Consider the following 20,599-nt stretch of genomic DNA (forward strand, 5'->3'; position numbering starts at 1 on the left):
CCGGATCAGGGCGACCGAGCCGGACGACTCCGGCAGATGGGAGCTCGTGCCCCTCTGGGGCAGAAAGGTGCCTGCGTCCGTCGGTGGCGTGTGGGTGCTCGGAGCCTGGGTGCTCGCCTTCCTGATCATGCTCGGTTCGACGCCCAGGCTGGGCAACCGGTGGGCCTGGCTCTGGCTCTTCACCGTCGGGCAGGCCGGCGCGCTGCTGTTCCTGCTGCTCGAACCCCGCCCGCTCTGGTTCGAGGCCGGGCGGCGCCCCGCGCCGCGCGAGCGGCTCGGCGGGGTACGGGGGTTCCTGCTGGCGCTCGGAGCGGGCCTGCTCTCCACGGGCCTGATGTTGGGCGCCGGCACTCTGCTGAACCTCGTCGGCGGCTAGGCTCCGCGGCTTTCCGCCGGGTCCGCAGCCGGGTGCCGGTGTTCAGGCGGGTTCTTCGTCAGGTGCCGGCCCGCTCAGCCGGTGCGGTCCGCTCGGGGGCGTCCGGGAGTTCGGCGGGGTCGCCGGGTTCTGGACCGCCGGTCGTGGCCGGCGCGGCGGTGGCCGCGGCCCTGAGGTCGGCGGCCTCCCTGCGGATCAGCAGCGCCCAGCCGCCGATCGCGATCCCGATGAACAGCCACCACTGCACGCCGTACGCCAGGTTGAGCCCGCCTCCCCCGCCGACGTCCGGCGCCGGGACGGGTTCCGGCGCGGTGGCGGCCGCGGGCGACTGCCCGGTCAACTCGACGTACCCGCCGAGAAGCCGGTACGGCAGGCGGCCGCCGATCGCCTCGGTGTTGATCAGCAGGACCTGGCCCGTGGGCAGGCCCGCTCGGTCCCGAATGCCCGAGGTCTCCTCGGTCTCGGTGGGCCGTAGCCTGCCGGTGACAGTTACCTCACCCGAGGACGGGGCGGGGACCTCGGGGAGGGCGTCGGCCGTGGCACCCGCCTTGACCCAGCCCCGGTTCACCAGCACACCGGTGCCGTTCGGGGAGATCAGCGGGGTCAGCACGTAGAAGCCGACCACCTTGTTCTGGGCGCGGCGCCTGACCAGGAGCTGGGCGTCCGCGTCGTACCTGCCGCTGACCGTGACGGGGCGGTATTTGTCCTGCACGGAGACGGTGCCGCCGGGCGAGGTCAGCGCTTCCACGGAGACGGGGGCGGTGGCGAGGTTGCGGGTGATCTGGTCGCTGCTGGTGGATCTTTCCGTGAAACGCCCGAACTGCCACTGGCCCAGCAGCACGAAAGCGGGGATGACCAGCAACACCACCACGTGCAGAGCCAGCCATCGGGGAGTCAGCAGAAACCGGTACACGCTCTCAAGAGTAGGCACCGGGAGTGCCGCCCCGTTCTCCGAGTGCGCGTTTGGGAGTGGCGGGGGGTGCCTGCGGGCGTAGTAAGGTGCCCGGAACCGCGCGATCGCCGGATGTCATGGAAAAATTCATGGACACTTCGGACATCGCATATGGTCGGCTGAAATATCCCCCGGGACGTTCCACCACCCTCGGAGCCTGCTCCTGATGACTGTGCTCATGCCCGCTCCCACGGCTCCGATCGCACTCCCCCGTCTCGGCGCTCTGCTGCGGCATGCCGCCCCCAGGGTGTTCGAGAGCATGATGCTTCCCGTTCTCGTCTTCTACGTCGCACTGATCTTCACCAACTCGCACGTCGCGCTCGCGGTGGCGGCGCTCTGGGTCTACGGCGGGGTCGCCTGGCGACTGGTCAGGCGGAGCGAGGCGCCCGGCACGCTCATGCTGGCGGCGGGCACGATCACCGTCAGGGTGGTGCTGACCGTGGCGACGGGCAACCCCATCGTGTTCTTCCTCCAGCCCTGCCTCGGGGTGTTCTGCGTGAGCATGGGTTTCCTGCTCACCGCGCCGTTGCGGCGGCCGCTGATCCGGCGGGTGGTGGCCGATCTCGTGCCGCTGCCCGACCATGTGACGGAGCACCCGCGGATGCGCCGTTTCTTCGTGTCGCAGTCGGTGCTGTGGGGGTGCGCGCAACTGCTGAACGCGGCGCTGAGCCTGTGGCTGCTGCTCAGCCAGACTCTGGAGACCTACCTTCTGGTGCGCACCTCGGCGGTCGCGGTGCTGCTCGGCGGTGCGGCACTGATCTCGGTGCTCAGCCTCCGGCACTGCCTGCGGGGGCTGGAGACGCAGGGGCTGGAGGGCTGAGGCGCATGCCGGGGCCGGGAAGCGGGGTGACCTCTCTCGGGCCGGACACCTCGTGCCCCTCTGCGCAGCGGAAGTGCTGCTCGATCGGAGCGCCGCAGCCACGGTGGGTGAGGAGTGTCGGCGGCCCCTCGTGGTCGCTGAGATACCTGTCGCCCCACTGCATCAGGGCCACCAGGGTCGGGTAGAGGTCGAGACCCATCTGGGTCAGCCGGTATTCGTCGCGCTGCCGTTGCCCGGGTTCGCGGTAGGGCACCTTGCGCAGCAGCCCCTCCTCCACGAGACGGGCCAGCCTGGCGCTGAGCACCTGCCTGGGTGCTCCCGTGGCGGCCTGCATGTCGGCGAAGCGCCGTACCCCGCTGAACGCCTCGCGCAGCACCAGGAACGTCCACTTCTCGCCGACGATGCCGAGGGCACGCTCGATGGAACAGTTCTCCGGCCGTAGGGGCAGGTTGCCGGGAGCCGCCTCACTCATGTGCGAATCGTAAGTCGCCATGGCGCCACCTCCAACGCTCATCTAAGTCTACTTGACATACTCAGCTCTCTCGCGAGAATCTGAGTCCATGATGCGAACTCAGCTGGCGTCGCCGTGCCAGGCCTCGGCGCCGCCCGTGCCCGTGGACGCCATGCCGGAGGCCGTCGAGATCCGCCCCGCGCGGCCGGATGACGAGGAACGGGTCCGTCGCTTCCTCGGGGGGCTGTCGCCCCGGACGCAGGCACGGCGGTTCTTCACCGGGGTGAGCCGTCCCGGCGCGGGCTTCGTCAGGGCGCTCCTGGCGGTGGACGAACGGTGCGACGCGCTGCTGGCGGTTCACGGGGACCTCGTCGTCGGGCACGCGATGAGCTACCGGAGAGAGGGAGAGGTGACCGACGTCGAGATCGCCGTGGTGGTGGGCGACGAGTGGCAGGGAGTGGGGCTCGGCTCCCGGCTCGTCCGTGCGCTGATGCGCCGCGCGGCGGCCGGGGGGGCCGGGACGGTGGGGATGGACGTGCTCGGAGACAACCGCACGGTGCTGGCGATGATCCGCAAGATGTGGCCTGAGGCGACCATGCGCGCCTCCTGTGGCACGGTGGAGGTGACCGCGAGAATCCTGCACTGAGGGGCCTCGCGCCGGGACGCGGGCATGTGGGCGGGGCTTCCGGGGCGGTGGCGCGGTGTCGCGATCAAGACGGTATGATCGGCGTGGTCCAAGCCGTTTCCCGCACAGTTTGCGGAATAAGGTTCTGGTGCCGCACCATTGGAGTCGTGAAGACTGCCAAGAACGGACGCGACGGCCGCACCAGGATCGTCGAGGGCGCCCTACGACGATTCAGCCAAGATGGTGTCTCGGCCACCACGCTGGCCAGCCTCCGTGAGGAGAGCGGTGTCAGCGTCGGCAGTTTCTATCACCACTTCGCCAGCAAGGAACATGTCTTCGGCGTCCTGTACGCCGAGACCCTGCGCATGTACCAGGACGCGTTCCTCGCCGAGCTCCATCGCCACGAGGGGGCGAGGGAGGGCATCGAGGCCATCGTCGCGCTGCACATGTCCTGGTGTGGCGAGCATCGCGAGCGCGCCCACCTGCTGATCAGTGAGCGGCCGCCCAGGCGTGAGGAGCCGGGCGGCACCGAGGTGTCGGAGTCGCGCAGGGCGTTCTTCAGAACGGTCTCCGACTGGTGGCGCCCGCACATGAAGAACGGGCTGCTCCAGCCCGTCCATCCGACGATGTGCTACGTGCTCTGGCTTGGACCGGCCAATGAGATGTGCCGCCTGTGGTTCGCCGGGGCGCACCAGCCCACCTCCGAGGAGATCAGTGGCCTCTGTGAGGCGGCCTGGCAGGGCCTGCGGCAGCAGGGCTCCTGACCGCCGTCATCGTTCCCGCCCGGCCGGAGCGGGCTCAGCGTGTGCCCGCCAACTGGCGCATCCGTGTCGACACCCGCCAGACGTCCTCGTTGAGCGAGATGTCCAGTCGCAGGTCCTGACGCCGACGCCGCAGGCCGGGCACGCGCACCCGGTCGGAGACGTCGAACCTGCCGCGTCTGGCGTAGCCGAACCCCAGCTCTCCGGGGAAGACTCGTAACTCATCCTGATTGCCACATCGCGGACAGGTCCAGGCGACCAGATCCTTGCCTCGGCAGTAGTCGTGGCAGGCACGAAAATACTCATCAGGGCGAAAACGGGACTCACAGGCGAAGCAGGGGATCAGCATCACGGATCCTTTGGAACGGATGGTGCAGTTACCAAGAAGTACCGCCTCCCGGTTGAAGTCCGCTTGCAGAATGCTTACCCCGGTGTGTAACAGTCACATCACTCGGGGCAACCGGACGTGCCCGGTGCGAGGATTGCCCGGTGAACGATCTGCTGGACCGGCTCAGAGAGCTCCTGCTCGACACCGGCTACACCATCGACGGCGTCCGCGAGCGACTCGGTGACGTCGCCGCCACCGCGCTCTCCCGCGAGGAGACGGTGCCCGCCCTGCGCGTCACCGGCCAGGGTGACCCGCTCGGCACCCTGATCCGGCTGTGGTGGCTCGGCGCCCCCGTGGAGGCGCGAGGGGCACCGGCGGGCCTTCCGCTGGAGGAACTGGCCGCCGCGGGACTGGTGACCGTCGAGGGCGGGCGGGTCACCTCCACGGTTCACCTGCAGCCCTGGGAGACCGGTGGTTACCTGGTCTCCGACCGCAAGGTCAGGCCGGGCGACCCCGCCCTGCGCCCGGACCACGTCGTCGGCGCGGGGGGAGCCTCGGCGAACCTCGCCCAGCTGGCCTCACATCGCCCGGTCGGGCGTGCGCTGGATCTCGGTACCGGATGTGGGGTCCAGGTGCTCCATCTGAACGGCCGCGCCGAGGAGATAACGGCCACCGACGTCAACCCGCGCGCGCTGGAGCTGGCCCGGTTGAGCTGGGCGCTGTCCGGGATCACCGGGGTCGAGACGCGGCAGGGTTCCATGTTCGATCCCGTCGAGGGCGAACGCTTCGACCTGGTCGTCTCCAACCCGCCGTTCGTGATCTCCCCGGCCGGCCGGTTCACCTACCGGGAGTCGGGCTTGCCCGCCGACGACTTCTGCCGCGACCTCGTACGGCGGGCGCCGGGCCACCTCGCACCCGGCGGCACCTGCCACCTGCTGGCCAACTGGCTGCATGTCGACGGCGAGGACTGGCGTGACCGGGTGGGCGGCTGGCTCGCCGGGACCGGCTGTGACGGCTGGGCGGTCCAGCGTGACGTGCAGGATCCCGCCGAGTACGTCGAACTGTGGCTGAGGGACGCCGCCGAGCAGGGCACCCCGCGCTACCGCGAGCTCTACGACGACTGGCTCGGCTGGTTCGATTCCGAGAACGTCACCGGGATCGGCTTCGGCTGGATCACGCTGCACGACTCCGGGAGCCTTGACCCGGTCGTGCGGGTGGAGGAGTACGGCCTGCCGGTGGAGTTGCCGGTCGGCGGATACGTGGACGAGGTGCTCGGCGCGATCACCACGGCGCACCGGCTGACCGACGCCCAGTTGCTGGGCGCCAGACTGGCGGTCGCCGAGGGAGTGCTGGAGGAGCGGAGCGGACCGCCCGGCGCCGAGGACCCGGCGCGGATCGTGCTGAGGCAGACCGGGAGGCTGCGCCGCAGCACGCGGGTCGGGACCGTGGAAGCCGCCCTCGCGGGGGTCTGCGACGGTGACTATCCACTGGCCCCGCTCCTCGACGCGATCGCGGAACTCACCGGCGAGGACCCCGATGACCTGCGGGCCAAGGCCCCTGCCGTGCTCCGCCCGCTGATTGCCGAGGGGTTTTTCCACATATCCACAGGGTGATTCTCCACAGGCTGTGGATATCGCCGCTATTGCCTGTCAATCGGATGTCAAACCCGGTGGAGGAAGCTCTGGGTGTGGGGCACGGACTCGGGGGGTGAAGAGTCCGTGCCAAGTCCGGCCGGCTGCCACAGTGAGGCGGCCGGCCCGCGGGCGACGTACCGGATGACCGGGCCCCCTACACGTCGCCCGGGGCCAGGCGGCCGGCCGGGCTTCCACGCTCATTCCGGACCGGGGACCGACTGCGAGGGGTATGCCAGTGATCAACCACGTTTGGATGACGCGGCTTGACGATGATCTTTATGATGATCTTGGATCAGCTGTCGACCTGGTCGCGCTCCAGCAGAAGGCGCAGATCCTCGGCCTCGGGCGCACCGAGCCTGCTGAACAGGTCGTGGGCGCGTTCGAGGCAGTCACGCCCGCGGCCGGTGCTGCCGAGGCCGTTGAGCGCCTTGCCTAGCACCCACAGAGCCTGCGCCTCACCGTACGGGTGGCTGATCTCCCGGCTCACGGTAAGCGCCTGCTCCGCGTGACGGGTCGCGTCCGTGAAGCGGCCCGCGTGGATGAAGGTCTCGGCCAGCCGGGAACAGACCCGCTGCTCCCAGACCCGCTGCCTGCTGGCCCGGAAGAAGGCGAGGCACTCGGCATGGTGGTGGACCGCCTCGTTCAACCGGCCGACCCGCGACAGGACCATCCCCAGGTGGTAGCGGGCCCTGGCGGTGCCGGCGCTGGAGCCCATCTCGATGAACAGGGCCAGCCCCTGCTCGGCGGCGGCGATCGCCTCCTGCGGCTGCTCCAGGAACAGGTGGTCGCGGGCGGAGTAGCTGAGTGTCAGCGCCTCCCCGCCCCGTGCTCCGACCTCCCTGAACGCCTCGCGCGCCGAGCTGAACCAGGCCAGGGCCTCCACGTGGCGGCGTCGGCGCCCGGCCACGACGGCCAGCGCGTTCAGTACCTCGCCGACAACGATGCGATCGCCCCCGGCCGACAGCTCCAGGGAGGCACGGAACTCCTCCTCGGCCTCGGCCAGCCGGTTGGTGCCGAACAGCACCCGGCCCAGCACGTAGCGGCAGCGCAGCTCGCTGGAGACGGCATCGAGCCGTCGCGCCGCGGCCAGCATCTCCCGCGTCCGGCTCTCGAATTCGCGGCCGTGGCTCCCCGACTCCAGCAGCGGCTCCATGGCGAGCAGCAGGTCGGCCCCCGGCAGCAGTGCCTCGGCCTGGTTCGCGCGGGTCACCTGGGCGATCGACGCGAACAGCGACTCCGCCTCCACCGACAGCCAGGCCACAGCCTCGTCGGCGGAGGCGAAGGCGTGGCCGGTACCGGTGACACCCAGCTGGTCGGCGATCGTGCTGCCCTCGTAGGCGAGGCGGTGCGCCGAGCGCGCGGACGCCAGGTAGAAGTCGAGCAGCCGGGCCAGCGCCGCCGCGCCCTCCCCGCCGATGGCCACGCTCACCCCGGACCCGCGTCGCTCCCCACCGTCCCGACCGCCGTCCCCCTCCGCCGTGCTCTCGGCCCGTTCCGCGACCCGGCGGGCGAAGAGCTTGAGCAGGTCGTGGAAGCGGTAACGGCCAGGGGCCGGAGCCTCAAGCAGGCTGGCGTCCACCAGGGACTCCAGGACGTCCTCGGTGTCCATCGCCTCCAGCGCGAGCAGCCCGGAGGCGGCCCCGATCGAGATGTCCGGGCCCCCGGGCAGGGAGAGCAGCCGGAACGCGCGGGCCTGAGCCGGACTGAGCTGGCCGTACCCGAGGGCGAAGGTCGCCTCCACCGCGAGGTCTCCCACGCGCATCTCGTCCAGGCGGCGGCGCTCGTCGGCCAGCCGGGGAACCAGGGAGGCGACGGTCCAGGACGGCCGGGCGGCCAGGCGCGCCGCCACGATTCGCACCGCGAGCGGCAGGAAACCGCAGGCGGCGACCACGTCCATGGCGGCGGCGCGTTCCGCTTCCACCCTCTCGGTGCCGGCGACGGTGCCGAACAGTGCGAGGGCCTCCTCCGGCTCCATGACGTCCAGGTCGATCAGCCGGGCCGAGGCCAGGTCGGCGAGTTTGCCGCGGCTGGTCACGATCGCCGCGCACCCGGCCGAACCGGGGAGCAGCTGGCCCACCTGCGCGGCGTCGCGGGCGTTGTCCAGCAGCACGAGCATCCGCCGGTCGGCCAGGAGCGAGCGGAACAGCGCGGAACGCTCGGCCAGGCCGTCGGGGATGGCGTCGGCGGGCAGGCCGAGCCCACGCAGGAACGCGGCCAGCACGGACTCGGGCGCGGTCGGCTCCACGCCGTACCCGCGCAGGTCGGCGTAGAGCTGGCCATCGGGGAACAGGTCGTGCATGGCATGGGCGACATGCACCGCCAGCGCCGTCTTGCCCACGCCGCCGATGCCGGAGATGGCAGCCACGGGCACGCCCTCGGAGCCCTCCTGGGCCGACAGCAGCGTGCGCAGCCGCGCGATGATCTGACGGCGCCCGGTGAAGTCGTTCACGGCGGCGGGAAGCTGCGCGGGGCGCGGCAGTTCCGGGACCACCGGCGTTCCCCGCGTTCCCGACGTTCTCGTCGGCTCCGGCTTCGGGCTCCGATCCGGGGCGGCCGGTGCGGCCTCGGCGGGCGCGAGCCGTGCGGGTCGGTCGGCAGGGGCAAGCGCGAGGGCCGGGGCGTCGGTGAGAATGCGCTGGTGCATGCTCGTCAGGTCGGGGCCGGGCTCGATGCCCAGTTCCTCGATCAGCGTGGCGCGGGTCTCGGCGAAGGCGGCCAGTGCCTCCGCCCTGCGCCCGCAGCGGTAGTAGGCCAGCATCAGCTGGGCGCGGAGTCGCTCGCGCAGCGGATGGTCGGCGGTCAGCGCGATCAGCTCGGACAGCACGTCGGCGTGCCTGCCCAGCTCCAGGTCCAGGTCCATCAGGACTTCCAGCACGCTCATCCGGCGCTCGGTGAGCCGGTCGCGCTGGTGTTCGGCATAGGGGCCGACGGCTCCGGCCAGCGGCTCGCCGGTGCACAGCGCCAGGCTCGCACGCAGGCTCTCCGCGGCTTTCGCCAAGTCGCCCGCGCGGCGCGCGACCTCGGCCTCGGCGATGCCGCGCTCGAAGAGGACCAGGTCAAGGACGATCCCGTTCAGCCGCAGCGCGTACCCCCTGCCGACGGAGGTGAGCAGCTCGGGACGGGTGCGCGGGGACCTGTCCGGCTCCAGCACCGCGCGCAGCCGGGAGACGTAGGTGCGCAGGGCGCCGAGCGCGCGGGGCGGGGCGTCGTCCCCCCAGATCGCGTCGATCATCTCGGCCGGCGTCACCGCCCGGTTCTCCCTCAGCAGGAGCATCGCCAGGATGGAACGTTGCAGTGGGGTGCCCAGGTCGAGTTCGGATCCGTCACGCCAGGCCTGGACAGGACCGAGTACGGCGAACCGTAATCCGTCTCCGCTGCCCTGAACAGCCATTTCTTGAATCTCCGCCCGATGGGAAGTTTTATGGCCAAATGATAGATCCTCCCCTGCTGACTCAGTAAGTAGAGGGTTGTCCGTTCGCCGAGCCGTTGATCGCACGTTAATCGGCTGTTGAGTCATGTCCACAATGCTGTGGCTGTCGGGCATGGCCCCATACGGGGGCGGCCATGCCCGACATGTCGGCGGATTGCAGGTATGGATAAAGGCGCTGTAAGCGTGATGAAGGCGGGCGAGCCTATCAATGAGCCATGGCTCCTAGAGGAAGTCGGGAGCCGCCCCCTCAAGGAGAGAACCATCATGCGCCGCTCGATCAGCAAACTCCTCGGTCTCGCCGCCGCCACCGCCGTCATCGCGATCGGTGTTCCGGCCCTCGCCTCTCCGGCCTCGGCCGCCACCTCCACCGCCGGCCCGGCCGCCTCCAGCGACTACGACGAGTTCTGGGGCTCCTACTACTCCAAGTACTACGACGACTCCCGCGCCAGCGCCAAGGGTCGTGTCTGGACCGAGGACGACGACAGCGTCCACGTCCAGGGCAGGGTCTACGACAAGTACTCGCCGAGCTGGCTCTGCGGCTACGTCCAGTTCAAGATCGAGGACCACGAGGGCGAGGAGAGCTACTACTGGGCGCGCAAGTGCGGCTCCCAGGGTTACACCCCCTTCCACTTCGTTCGGGAAGAGGTCGAAAACCTGCAGGTCAGGGTCTGCTACTGGGACAAGCACGACGCCAAGCGGACACTGTGCGGCAAGTGGCGCTACATCTACGAGGTCGACGGCGAGGAGTAATCCCACCTCGTGACCCGCTCGGTGGCGCGGCGTACGAACGCCTCCCATGACCCGCGTACGACATCAGACGAGTACCTGGCCCGCCCGGAGCCCCGGGCGGGCCTTTTGTTCCATTAAGTAGTTAAAGTGAGCTTTGACCGTTATATGGCTTTTGTCGGTTTATTTGGTCCTCCTTGCGTTACCCCTTGTCCAGGGGCGTCTCACGCGGCCTCGAACAGGCCCATCCGCGCGCGCAGCCGTTCTCGGACGATCGGCCATTCGTCGCTCAGGATCGAGTAGTACGCGGTATCTCGGACCGTGTCGTCGGCGCCTCGGCTCTCCGCCCGCCGCACACCGTCGAGGTGCGCGCCGAGGGCTTCGATGGCGGCCCGGGATCGTACGTTCCGTATGTCGGCCTTGAGGGTTATGCGGTGGACCTGCCAGGTCTCGAAGGCGAGGGAGAGCATCAGGTACTTGCTCTCGCGGTTGGCACCGGTCCCCTGCGCGGAGGCGGAGAGCCAGGTGTAACCGATGTCCGCCACGGACGGGACATCGCCCACCGCCCCACGAGTGCCCGGAGGCCAGGGCATGGGGCCCTGCCAGTACTCCAGGTTCATGAGACGGGTGGCACCGACCACGCGGTCGGTGTGAAGCCACCGGATGGCGAAGGGCATCGTGCGGCCCTCCGCCTGCTCAGCCAGAGCGGCCTCCACGTAGGAGACCATCTCGTCCCGGCCATTGGGGACGCGAGTGAAGCCGTAGGTAGAACGGTCTTCACACGCCGCGGCGACGAGGTCGTCGACGACCGCGAGGCTGAGCGGTTCCAGGCGCAAGAGGCGCCCGGACAGGGTGACAGAAGCGGGCATGAGCACATAATGAGGGCTCTTTCCCCTTCCTGATGCCAAACGACACGAGACATCTTGGCGAGCATCGTGAGAAGCACCGCCCCCAGGGCTCTCTGCGGTAAGAAAGACCAGGCCAGAGGTGCTAAATCCACCCTTGGAACGCGCGTCGCCGACGCGGGGGCCGCGTGCGATCTCACCCCGTCGCGGGGGCCGCGGCGAGTGGGGCGCGTACCTGCGGGCGGGGTGGCCGCCGAGTGGCGCGCAGGCCGGCCAATGCCTCGCTCAACTGGTCCAGCGAGGCTGAGATCCAGGGCAGCCCCAGGGGGTCGGGAGCACCGAGCGCGGCCAGCCGACGCCGCGTCGTCTCGCCGTACAGGAGGCTGGTCGCCACCCGCGCCCGCAGGGCCGTCGGGTCGTCGCCGAAGACGTGGCCGGGGAGCACCCCGACGCCGTGCCGGTCGAGCAGATATGCCGACAGGTCGGCGGAGGACGCGAAGTCCAGCCCGGTGAAGTCGGGATAGAGGTAGAAGCCGCCCTGCGGCGCGTCCACCCTTACGCCCGCGCGGACGAGGCGCTCGTGCACCGCCCGCACCACCGTGCCGTGCAACCTGCGGCTCTCGCCGATCCGCTCGACGAGTTCCGGCGGTTCGGTGTACGCGTACGCCGCCGCCTGCTGGACGGGTGCGGCCGGGCTGGACCAGATCTCGCTCGCGACCGCCAGCAGCCGGTCACGCAGTCCCGCGGATGGGAGCCGGGCCACCCCGATCCGCCAGCCGCCCAGGGCCAGGCTCTTGCTGAGCCCGCTGGTGATCACGGTCCGCTCGGGGGCCACGTCGGCGGGGCTGAGAAAGCCGGTGGCCGGGGAGTGGACCAGGTCGCGGTAGATCTCGTCGGAAATGATGGTGAGGTCGAGCTCGCGGGCGACCTCGGCGATCCGCCGGATCGTGGACGCCCCGGCCAGCGTGCCGCTGGGGTTGTCGGGCAGTGTGACCAGCAGCGAACGCACGTCGCGTCCCTGGGCGCGGGCGTGCGTGACCGCCGCCGCCACGCGCTCGGGGTCGGGCACCCCACCCTCGCCATCGGGCGCGGGAACGAGCAGGGAACGCGCCCCGACCAGGTCGGCCTGGGCGGCGTAGCTGACCCAGCTCGGCATCGGCAGCACGATGTCGCCGCCGATCGCCAGCAGCAGGCCGTACAGCAGGGGTTTGCTCCCGGGGCCGCAGACCACCAGTTCCGGGTCGGTGGGCAGACCCCGCCGCGACCAGTAGCCGGAGGCCGCCTCGCGCAGCACCGGCGCGCCGGCGACAGGTCCGTACCCGTTGTGCCCGGACGCCGCGGCCAGCCGCTCGCGCAGAGCCGGATGAACGGGCAGCCCCGCCTCTCCGAAGGCCAGGTGCAGCACGCGCTCCCCGGCGAGCCGTCTTCGCTCGATGTCCTCGTTGGCCGCCAGGGTGGCGGAAAGGGTGACGTTCATCGTGAGGTTCCCTCCCTCGTTGCGGAACGTTCCCAACCCTGATGAGGTAGGGGCGTAAGGACAAGCTTCGGTTCTCGCGGGTGGGCATAAGGAAAGCTGATGCTTGATTTGCGGAGACTCGCGCTGATCTGCGAATTCGCCCGCCGGGGCAGCATCGCCGCCACTGCGGCATCCCTGGGTTACAGCCCCTCGGCGGTCTCCCAGCAGCTGGCCGCGCTGGAGCGCCAGGCCGGGACCGCGCTGATCGACAGAACCGCCAGGAGCGCGGAGCTGACCGACGCGGGGCGCCGCCTGGTCGAGCACGCCGAGCGCATCCTGGCCATGGTGGAGAGCGCCGAGTCCGACCTGTCGGCCCAGGCCGTCACCCCGGCGGGACGGGTCACCGTGACCGCCTTCCCCACCGCCGCGGTGGCCTTCGCGCCCGCGCTGACCAGGACGCTCCGCCGGCACGGCGAGATCACCCTGCGGATGGGGCAGGGGCGCTCGGGGCGCGGGATGCGCGAGGTGCAGTCGGGCGAGGTGGACATCGCCCTGATCGACGACTGGTACGGCGGCATACGCGAACCGGACACCATGCGGGTCTTCCCGCTGCTGCGCGATCCGCTGGTGCTCGTGGTGCCGCGCACGCACCGGCTCGCCTCCCCCGACATCCCCGTCGACCTGCGCGAGCTGAGGGAGGAGCCCTGGATGGCCACCCCGGACGGCGAGCCCTCCCGGCTGGCGGTGGACCGGCTGATGGCCGACGTCGGTGGCCACCGGCCGGTGCCCTGGGAGTTTGAGGGACTGAGCACGATCATCGGCCTGGTCGCCAAGGGCATCGGCATCGCGGCCGTTCCCGCCCTGGCGCTGGCCGCGGGGGTCCGGGGCATCGTCGTCCGCCGGCTGCCCGGCCCGCCGGTCGGCCGGACCGTCCACGCCGTCGCCCGATCCTCCAGCGTTCACCGCCCTGCCGTCTCCGTCACCCTCAGGGCCGTCCACGTCGCCGCCAGGCTCCTCGCCGCAGACCTGGAGGCGGTCGAGCCCGTGCCCAGATGACGCCCTCGGGCACACCGGGAGGCGGTCGCGCTCCCCTGCCGGTAACGTCGGCGCATGCCTCCCTCCTACGCGCTCGAGCGATTGCTGAACGACGGCGGTGCCAAGCTGGTCGCCGGGGTGGACGAGGTCGGGCGCGGAGCCTGGGCGGGCCCGGTGGCGGTCTGCGCCGTGGTCACCGACCTGTCGGAACCGCCCGCCGGTCTCACCGATTCCAAACTGCTCACCCCCGCCCGCCGCGCCGCCATGGTCTCCGAGATCACCGCCTGGGCGGCCGGTATCGGGTACGGCGAGGCGTCCCACGAGGAGATCGACGCGCTCGGGATGACCGAGGCCCTGCGCAGGGCGGCCAGGAGGGCGCTGGCCGGGCTTCCCGTCCGGCCCGACGTGGTCGTGCTGGACGGCAAGCATGACTATCTGGGCGCGCCCTGGCCGGTCCGGTGCGAGGTCAAGGGCGACCTGTCCTGTGTCTCCGTGGCCGCGGCCTCCGTGATCGCAAAGGTCCGCAGGGACACCTACATGGCCTCGCTGGGCTTCTCCGAGTACGGGTTCGCCGAGAACGCGGGTTACCCCTCCCCGGTCCACCAGGCGGCCCTGGCCGAGCTCGGCCCGACGGAGCACCACCGCCTGTCCTGGTCGTACCTGGACGATCTGCCCCGCTGGCGCCACCTCAAGAGGCACCGCAACCCACTGGCCGGTGAGGGCCAGCTCGACCTCTTCGGCTAGCGGCGGACATCGGACATCATCGAAGAGTGCGAATCGGAGTCTTCCTGGTCGCGGCGGGATTTCCCGGCCGGCAACCGGGAGAGGTGCTGCGCGACACCGTGGACGCGGTCGTGGCCGCGGAGGAGGCGGGATTCGATGACGCGTGGATCGCCGAGCATCACTTCATGTCGTACGGCGTCTGCCCGTCGGCGGCGACGCTGGCCGGTGTGGCGCTGGGGCGCACCGCCAGGATCAGGGTCGGGACGGCGGTGAGCGTCCTGTCCACCCGGCATCCGGTGGATTTGGCCGAGCAGGCGGCGATCCTCGACCAGGTCTCCGGGGGCCGGTTCGCCCTGGGGGTGGGCAGGGGCGGGCCGTGGGTGGACCTGGAGGTGTTCGGCACGGGCCTGGCGAGGTTCGAGCGCGGCTTCCGCGAGTCGCTCGACCTGCTGTGCGAGGCGCTCTCGCGTGACACGCTCTCCGCGAGCGGGGAGTTCTTCAACTTCAGGCAGGTGCCGATGGTGCCGGCGGCCCGGATCAGGCCGATCGTCGCGTGTACCTCTCCCGCGACCGTGCTGATCGCAGCCGAGCGCGGGCTGCCGATGCTGCTCGGCATGCATGTCGGGGATCGGGAGAAGGCTGCCATGATCCGCGACTACGGTGCGCTGGCGGCGGGCCCGCTGTCACCGCCCGGCCATGTCGCGGCGGCCGTGGGCTATGTGGCCGACACGACGGATCAGGCCGTGCGGGAGATGCGGAAGGCCATGCCGCGCTGGCTGGAGCCGGGTCTCGCGGGATACGTACCGGTGGACGGGCGGGCGCGGTCGGCGCGCGACGTCGGGGAGTACGTGGACTTCCTCTGCGGGACGCATCCGGTCGGCTCGCCCGATCTCTGCGTGGCGAGGATCGAGCGGACCGCCGAGGTCACCGGCCTGCGGCACCTGATCCTCATGGTGGAGGGTGCGGGCGAGGGCGCCCGCACCCTTGAGAACATCAGGCGGTTGGGAGCCGAGGTGCTGCCCAGGCTCTCCGGCCGTGCCCGCCGGGTGCGGCGGGCACGGGGAAGGAAGGCCTCGGAGTGAGGCCGCCGTCAGCAGTCGACGAGCTCGGGCGTCTGGTTGAGGATCTGAGACCTGGCGGTGATGAACTCCGCGTGGGCCCCGGCGGCGGCCGGGTCGAAGACCGCGACCCGGTGGCAGTTCTGGAAGGCCAGCCGCACCCCGAAGTGCCGCTCCAGGGCGCCACGCATGGCGTCGCTGGCGAGCGCGCGCAGGAGCTGGCCGCGGGCGGCCTCGTCCGGCGGCGGCACGGTGTTGTCGGCGAATTCGGCACCGGTATGTTCACGCTGTTTGACCAGGTCGCTGATCAGCGACCAGGCGTAGGGCAGTGAGTCTCTGACGCAGGTGACAAAAGCCGCGTCGTCCACCTCACCGGTCCTGGCCTGGTCGAGAAGATCGTTCGAAACGGTCAGCGACATACTGCGTTCTCCTCTCGGAAGGGGATCAATCAGACACTAGGTCGGGCGTGGTGATCGCTCCATCTAGCGGGAGAGCGACACTCGCGTGGGCCCGAAGACGAAGTCGGGGTCGATCTGAGCCGCCAGATCCTCGCCCGTGGCCCTGTTGGCCCAGGCCTCGGCATTGCGGAGGTGGAACCGCACGGCCTGGCGGCCGAAGCGGTCCCAGTCCTTCTCCTGGGCGTCGAGATGGTCGAGGAGCGTGCCCAGAGCCCGGGAGTTGGCCACCTCAAGGTCGGAGAGGGTGAAGGGGCGGCCCTGCTCCATCGCGCGGATCGCCGCGGAGTGCTCCAGGCAGACGAGCAGGTCGTCGCCGACCTGCTCGCGCAGGAACGACACGTCCCCGGGGCCGTGGATCTTGTTGCCCACCACCGCGATCGGCACGCCGTAGTCGGCGGCGTAGTCACGGTACTGCCGGTAGACGCTCACCCCCTGGCGGGTCGGCTCGGCCACCAGGAAGGTCATGTCGAAGCGGGTGAACAGCCCCGAGGCGAATGAGTCGGCCCCGGCCGTCATGTCGACCACGACGTACTCACCCGCGCCGTCGAGCAGATGGTTGAGATACAGCTCCACAGCGCCGACCTTGGAGTGGTAGCACGCCACTCCAAGGTCATCCTCGCTGAACGGCCCGGTGACCATCAGCAGGGGCCCCTCGGGTGCGGCGGCGGCGAATCCGCCGTGGATCGGGTCGTTCCGCTCGTCGAGGCGGAGCAGTCGCGAGCCGCGCCCCGGCGGGGTGGTCTTGACCATCGCCGAGGCCGAGGAGATGCGGGGGTTGTCACCTCGCAGGTACTCCTTGATCTCGGTCAGGTGCGAGCCCATCGGTCTTGGCAGCGCGCCATCGGCCACTCCCAGTGCCATGCCCAGGTGCTGGTTGATGTCGGCGTCGACGGCCACGACGGGACCGCCCCGGCTCGCTGTGTATCTCGAGAACAGCGCCGACAGAGTCGTCTTGCCGCTGCCGCCCTTGCCGACGAATGCCACCCTCACGACGACGATCCAATCTGATTATGAAAATCATTGCAACTACTGCGAGGGACCATCATGCCACGGCGGGCGAGGGCGCGTGACGTGTATCACCGAGCGGGCTGGGAGGGTGTCCGCGCTGCGAACACGGATGAAAGTGGTCTCTCATGACAAGTACGGATGTGGGGTCTGAGGGAAAACACCTGCCATGTCATGACCGGTGCTGAAGATCCGCCGTTACCGCTTCGCTCCCTCCTGTACGGACTCGGCGACGGCCTTGGGGACGGGTAGGGCAGATGTTTGCCGTCGACTCCGGTGAGACCCCGGCCGCCCGGGTATCCCACCCCGAGTCGGTTGATCTTGAGCCCCCCGGCGGGATCGTGGACAAGGGGTCAGCAAGGGGCTTTGGTGATAGGTACCGATACCCGGTCACGTCGCGTTTCCGAGCGGCGAGCCGACGGATTCGCCGCGTGGGGGGTCGCGCTCGCGATGCTCGCGACGCCGCTGGTCGTGTCCGCCCCGCCCCGGAACGGGACGGAGACGCCGCCACCCCACCCGGCCACCGTGACGTCTCCGCATCGATCGGAGGCCGGCGAGAGAGCCCTGTCCGCTCCGGCGGAGGTGGAGGCGGCGGAGGTGGAGGAGGCGGGGGCCGGGGCCACCAGGACGGTCTCGCCTGTTCCCGCCGAGTCCGGCGGGAGGTCCTTGCCCGCTCCGGCGGAGGCGGCGGAGGCGGTGGAGGCGGGAGCTGGGGCCATCGGGACGGTCTCGCCTGTTCCCGCCGAGTCCGGCGGGAGGTCCCTGCCCGCTCCGGCGGAGGCGGCGGAGGCGGAGGCGGAGGCGGGGGTCGAGATCACCAAGACGGCCTCGCCCGTCCTCGCCAGGCCCGGGCAGAAGATCACCTACACCGTCGAACTGCGCAACACCGGTGACGACGACCGGCCGGACTTCACCTTCACCGACGACCTGTCGGGCGTGCTCGACGACGCGGACTTCGACCATGACGAGTCGGCCACCTCGGGCACGGTCTCCTTCGCCGAGTCCAGGGTGACCTGGTCGGGGGACGTGGCCGCCGGTCAGACGGTGACGGTCAGCTACGGAGTCACGGTGAACGACCCTCCGGCGGGGGACCTGCGGCTCTCCGGCGAACTGGTCGGTGGCGAGGGCTCCAACTGCGAGGCCGGTTCCACCGATCCCGCCTGCGGCAACCTCGACGCGCCTGGCCTGCCGCTGCTGTACGTCCTCATGACCGCGGACCGGGAGACGGTCGATCCCGGCGAGGTGGTCGCGTACACGGTCACCGTCGGCAATGTCGGCACCGCCGCCTATCAGGGGGCCGCGCTCACCGGGGAACTCTCCCGGGTGCTCGACGACGCGATCTACAACGGCGACGCGCGGGCCACGGATGGAACCGTCTCGTACGGCGCGTCGAAGCTGGCCTGGGCCGGCGACATCTCGGCGGGTGAGACGGTCACGATCACCTACAGCGTGACCGTGAACACCCCCGACACCGGGGACCGGGTGCTGGACAGCGCCGTCCAGGCTCGCGGGGGCGGGACGAACTGCCCCGGCCCGGCGCCGGAACCGGCCAGGCTCGGTGAGCCCGTTCCCGGGGCGAGCCTCGGCTGTGCGCAGCGGGTCGTGGTGGAGGGTGTGACGATCGGCAGGACGCTCACGCCGGAGGAGCCCGGGGCGGGTGACACCGTGACCTACACGATCACGGTCACCAACCCGGGGCGGATCGGGTACCCCGGAGCCCGCCTCACGGACGATCTGTCGGGGGTGCTCGACGACGCGGTGTTCGGCGATGTGGAGGCCTCCTCGGGCACCGTCAGCTACGCCGAGCCGGTGCTCGACTGGCAGGGTGACATTCCGGCGGAGTCCGCGGTGACGATCACCTACCGCGTCACGGTGGGTGACCCTCCCCCGGGCGACTCCATGCTGCGCGACGAGGTGGTGGGCGTGAAGCCCGAGTCCAACTGCTCCGCGGGGTCGACCGATCCCGACTGCGGGACGGAGCCGGTGAGGATGGCCCCAGCACCGGCACCAGAACCGGCGCCGGCGTCGGAGGCCGGCCCTGGCCCGGAACCGGGGGCCGTCACCGATCATGTACCGGAGTCGGCGCCGGTCCCCGGCCGGGAACAGGTGTCGCCGCCCGTTTCCGATCTGGTGCCGATCCCCTCGCCCGTCCGGACCTCGTCGCCCGCCCGGATCCCTTCGCCCGCGCGGGTGCCTGAGCCGTCTTCCGCGCCGTCGTACGGGCCGGCCTGGGAACGGCCCCTGCCGATCCCCTGTCCCGTCGGCGGGCCCTGCGCGGGACCGGGCCGTCCCGCGCTGCCGTTCACGGGCCTGCCGCTCGGACCGGTCCTGGCGGGGTTCCTGCTCCTCGGCCTCGGCCTGGCCCCACGGCTGTGTCGCCGGCGCGGGACGCCCTGATGCTCCGTTCCTCAACGGAGGTCGCGAACGCGCGACCGGAAGGCTGAGGCCGTCAGGACGGTCTCCGATGAGGAGCGCCGGACCAGGACTCTCGCGCGGGTCAGGCCGGCTGGGCCCGGCGGCGACGGCGACGGAGCAGGAACCCGGCAGTGGCCAGCCCGGCCGCGGCGGCGGAGGCCAGTGAGATCGGCAGGACCCAGTCGGTCGTCTCCGGCGAAGCCACGGTGTTGACGTCCGTGGCGCAGACCAGCACGGGGCCGGCCGCGCTCCTGCGGGCGCAGGCGGTCGTCGCCAGGTCCCGCACCTGCGCCCCCGCGACCGCGCCGACCCGGGCGCTCAGGTGGACGACGGTCTCCTTCCTGGGCAGGACGTTCACGGTCCACGCCACCTTGCCCTGCTCCACGCGGCCTCCGGCGTCGGCCTTCACGAAGGTCATCGACGGCGGCAGGGACTGCACCAGGAGGATGTGCCTCAACCGGGTGGTTCCCTGGTTGTTGATACGGAGCGTGTACGTGTTCTCCGCGCCGGGAGTGGTGTCCCTCGTCCCGTCGTCGAGGGAGATGGAGAGTGAGGGGACCGGATCATCCCAGGCCGGCTGCCATCCAGCAGCGGGTACGGCGACTGCGGTGAGCAGGCTCAGGCTGGCCAGGCGGCGTTTCATCCTCTTACCTCCATGGTGACTCTAAGTAATCACTCCATAACAGCATTCCGGCCCTCGTGGGCGCTCTCAACGCGCCGGGTGTGTCGCTCATCAGCCGTTACCCGCTGGTCTGCCGTCCGTCAGTCGCAGGCGGAGTCGAGGACGACGGCGCTCGCCCCCGCGCGCTCCCCGGCGTTCCTGCCACGGTTCCCCGTCGGCACGGCGGGCACGGCGGCGTCGGCCCCGGCGGGCGGGGCCGCCAGGGTGGCGATGACCTCACGCCTGATCAGGTGGTAGTCGGGCGCACCCGTATAGATCAGCGGGGGCACGAACTGGAGGCTCCTGATCCTGGAGTTCTTCACCTTCTCCGAAAGCTCGACCAGGTCGGGCAGTAGCTGCCGCGGTATGTCGGTGGAGATCGCGTCGACGGTGGCGGTGGCCAGCCTCTCGAAGCTCTTGAACACCGTCACCGGGTCGGCCTGCTTGGCGACGGCGTTCAGCAGGCATTTCTGGCGGCTCATCCGTACGTAGTCGTCGCTGAAGGTGCGGGACCTGCCGTACCAGAGCGCCTCCTCGCCCGAGAGTTTCCGCCGGCCCGCCTCGATCCGGCCCTCGTTCTGCCTGCCGTACACGATGGGGTCCTTGATGCGGATCCGCACGCCGCCCATCGCATCGACGATTTCCACGAACCCCCTCATATCAACCATCGCGTAATAGGAGATGTCGAGTCCGAGGATGCCGCTGATCGTCCTTTTCAGCAGCGAGGGGCCGCGGTGCCTCTTGCCCAGCCTCGGGGCCATTTCCGGGTAGTCCTCGGCGTACTGGTAGACCTCGTTGAGCAGGCCCGGTGTGTAGGGCGGCTCGCCTTCGAAGCCGAAG

20 protein-coding genes are annotated in these 20,599 nt (G+C 70.5%); 10 read left to right on the forward strand and 10 right to left on the reverse strand.

Annotation, left to right across the window (positions count from 1 at the left end):
• A partial coding sequence (locus ABZ260_RS22655) for a hypothetical protein (RefSeq protein ID WP_355620901.1) occupies positions 1 to 376 on the forward strand: 376 nt, incomplete at its 5' end.
• Between the two features lie 58 nt (positions 377 to 434).
• Here the strand turns inward: ABZ260_RS22655 and ABZ260_RS22660 are convergent.
• Entirely contained in the window at positions 435 to 1,289 is an 855-nt protein-coding gene (locus ABZ260_RS22660) for an SURF1 family protein (protein WP_355620904.1), read from the reverse strand.
• 205 nt (positions 1,290 to 1,494) lie between these two features.
• On the opposite strand from ABZ260_RS22660, the gene ABZ260_RS22665 reads away from it, so the two are divergent.
• Positions 1,495 to 2,148, forward strand: a complete 654-nt coding sequence (locus ABZ260_RS22665) for a VC0807 family protein (RefSeq protein WP_355620907.1) — start codon at positions 1,495 to 1,497, stop codon at positions 2,146 to 2,148.
• Here ABZ260_RS22665 and ABZ260_RS22670 read toward each other — a convergent pair.
• On the reverse strand, positions 2,096 to 2,620 hold the full coding sequence (locus ABZ260_RS22670) for a helix-turn-helix domain-containing protein (RefSeq protein WP_355620910.1): 525 nt from the start codon (positions 2,618 to 2,620) through the stop codon (positions 2,096 to 2,098). The genes ABZ260_RS22665 and ABZ260_RS22670 overlap by 53 nt on opposite strands.
• A gap of 88 nt (positions 2,621 to 2,708) precedes the next feature.
• Here ABZ260_RS22670 and ABZ260_RS22675 point away from each other — a divergent pair, with 88 nt between their 5' ends.
• Both ABZ260_RS22675 and ABZ260_RS22680 read left to right on the forward strand, forming a co-directional pair.
• Positions 2,709 to 3,245 carry a GNAT family N-acetyltransferase gene (locus tag ABZ260_RS22675; RefSeq protein WP_355620913.1) on the forward strand — a complete coding sequence of 179 codons (537 nt, stop codon included), beginning with the start codon at positions 2,709 to 2,711 and terminating at the stop codon, positions 3,243 to 3,245.
• A gap of 146 nt (positions 3,246 to 3,391) precedes the next feature.
• Positions 3,392 to 3,988 carry a TetR/AcrR family transcriptional regulator gene (locus ABZ260_RS22680; protein ID WP_355620917.1) on the forward strand — a complete coding sequence of 199 codons (597 nt, stop codon included), beginning with the start codon at positions 3,392 to 3,394 and terminating at the stop codon, positions 3,986 to 3,988.
• Between the two features lie 34 nt (positions 3,989 to 4,022).
• On the opposite strand, the gene ABZ260_RS22685 is transcribed toward ABZ260_RS22680, so the two are convergent.
• Positions 4,023 to 4,334 carry a hypothetical protein gene (locus tag ABZ260_RS22685; protein ID WP_355620920.1) on the reverse strand — a complete coding sequence of 104 codons (312 nt, stop codon included), beginning with the start codon at positions 4,332 to 4,334 and terminating at the stop codon, positions 4,023 to 4,025.
• 140 nt (positions 4,335 to 4,474) lie between these two features.
• Between ABZ260_RS22685 and ABZ260_RS22690 the strand changes: the two genes are divergently transcribed.
• The gene (locus tag ABZ260_RS22690) at positions 4,475 to 5,926 is read left to right on the forward strand and encodes a methyltransferase (RefSeq protein WP_355620923.1); all 1,452 of its coding nucleotides are present in this window, start codon (positions 4,475 to 4,477) and stop codon (positions 5,924 to 5,926) included.
• 313 nt (positions 5,927 to 6,239) lie between these two features.
• Here the strand turns inward: ABZ260_RS22690 and ABZ260_RS22695 are convergent, their stop codons facing one another.
• Positions 6,240 to 9,338 carry a BTAD domain-containing putative transcriptional regulator gene (locus ABZ260_RS22695; protein WP_355620926.1) on the reverse strand — a complete coding sequence of 1,033 codons (3,099 nt, stop codon included), beginning with the start codon at positions 9,336 to 9,338 and terminating at the stop codon, positions 6,240 to 6,242.
• Positions 9,339 to 9,641: 303 nt separating this feature from the next.
• On the opposite strand from ABZ260_RS22695, the gene ABZ260_RS22700 reads away from it, so the two are divergent.
• A complete protein-coding gene (locus tag ABZ260_RS22700; protein WP_355620929.1) occupies positions 9,642 to 10,127 on the forward strand; it encodes a hypothetical protein in 486 nt (161 codons plus the stop codon).
• Between the two features lie 200 nt (positions 10,128 to 10,327).
• Here the strand turns inward: ABZ260_RS22700 and ABZ260_RS22705 are convergent, their stop codons facing one another.
• Positions 10,328 to 10,972 (reverse strand): GNAT family protein, encoded by a 645-nt coding sequence (locus ABZ260_RS22705; protein WP_355620932.1) that lies wholly within the window; start codon positions 10,970 to 10,972, stop codon positions 10,328 to 10,330.
• 172 nt (positions 10,973 to 11,144) lie between these two features.
• Entirely contained in the window at positions 11,145 to 12,425 is a 1,281-nt protein-coding gene (locus tag ABZ260_RS22710; RefSeq protein ID WP_355620935.1) for a pyridoxal phosphate-dependent aminotransferase, read from the reverse strand.
• 99 nt (positions 12,426 to 12,524) lie between these two features.
• Here ABZ260_RS22710 and ABZ260_RS22715 point away from each other — a divergent pair, with 99 nt between their 5' ends.
• From ABZ260_RS22715 to ABZ260_RS22725, 3 genes are read left to right on the forward strand one after another with little or no spacing between them, the layout of a single operon-like run.
• Positions 12,525 to 13,460, forward strand: coding sequence for a LysR family transcriptional regulator (locus ABZ260_RS22715; RefSeq protein ID WP_350913559.1), 936 nt, complete (start codon positions 12,525 to 12,527; stop codon positions 13,458 to 13,460).
• Positions 13,461 to 13,514: 54 nt separating this feature from the next.
• Positions 13,515 to 14,183, forward strand: coding sequence for a ribonuclease HII (locus tag ABZ260_RS22720; RefSeq protein WP_350913557.1), 669 nt, complete (start codon positions 13,515 to 13,517; stop codon positions 14,181 to 14,183).
• A 26-nt stretch (positions 14,184 to 14,209) separates the two neighbouring features.
• Positions 14,210 to 15,244 carry an LLM class flavin-dependent oxidoreductase gene (locus ABZ260_RS22725; RefSeq protein WP_355620939.1) on the forward strand — a complete coding sequence of 345 codons (1,035 nt, stop codon included), beginning with the start codon at positions 14,210 to 14,212 and terminating at the stop codon, positions 15,242 to 15,244.
• Positions 15,245 to 15,252: 8 nt separating this feature from the next.
• On the opposite strand, the gene ABZ260_RS22730 is transcribed toward ABZ260_RS22725, so the two are convergent.
• Together ABZ260_RS22730 and ABZ260_RS22735 are read right to left on the reverse strand one after the other, a co-directional pair.
• On the reverse strand, positions 15,253 to 15,639 hold the full coding sequence (locus ABZ260_RS22730; RefSeq protein WP_355620942.1) for an SCO5389 family protein: 387 nt from the start codon (positions 15,637 to 15,639) through the stop codon (positions 15,253 to 15,255).
• Between the two features lie 63 nt (positions 15,640 to 15,702).
• On the reverse strand, positions 15,703 to 16,668 hold the full coding sequence (locus tag ABZ260_RS22735; RefSeq protein WP_350913553.1) for an ATP-binding protein: 966 nt from the start codon (positions 16,666 to 16,668) through the stop codon (positions 15,703 to 15,705).
• Positions 16,669 to 17,052: 384 nt separating this feature from the next.
• On the opposite strand from ABZ260_RS22735, the gene ABZ260_RS22740 reads away from it, so the two are divergent.
• A complete protein-coding gene (locus ABZ260_RS22740; RefSeq protein ID WP_355620946.1) occupies positions 17,053 to 19,080 on the forward strand; it encodes a hypothetical protein in 2,028 nt (675 codons plus the stop codon).
• 100 nt (positions 19,081 to 19,180) lie between these two features.
• On the opposite strand, the gene ABZ260_RS22745 is transcribed toward ABZ260_RS22740, so the two are convergent.
• Both ABZ260_RS22745 and ABZ260_RS22750 read right to left on the reverse strand, forming a co-directional pair.
• On the reverse strand, positions 19,181 to 19,741 hold the full coding sequence (locus tag ABZ260_RS22745; protein ID WP_355620949.1) for a hypothetical protein: 561 nt from the start codon (positions 19,739 to 19,741) through the stop codon (positions 19,181 to 19,183).
• A gap of 119 nt (positions 19,742 to 19,860) precedes the next feature.
• Positions 19,861 to 20,599, reverse strand: a 739-nt coding sequence (locus ABZ260_RS22750) for an LCP family protein (protein WP_355620952.1), incomplete at its 5' end; no start/stop codon positions are given.

This window comes from Streptosporangium sp. NPDC006013, from assembly GCF_040614275.1.
Taxonomy (GTDB): Bacteria; Actinomycetota; Actinomycetes; order Streptosporangiales; family Streptosporangiaceae; genus Streptosporangium.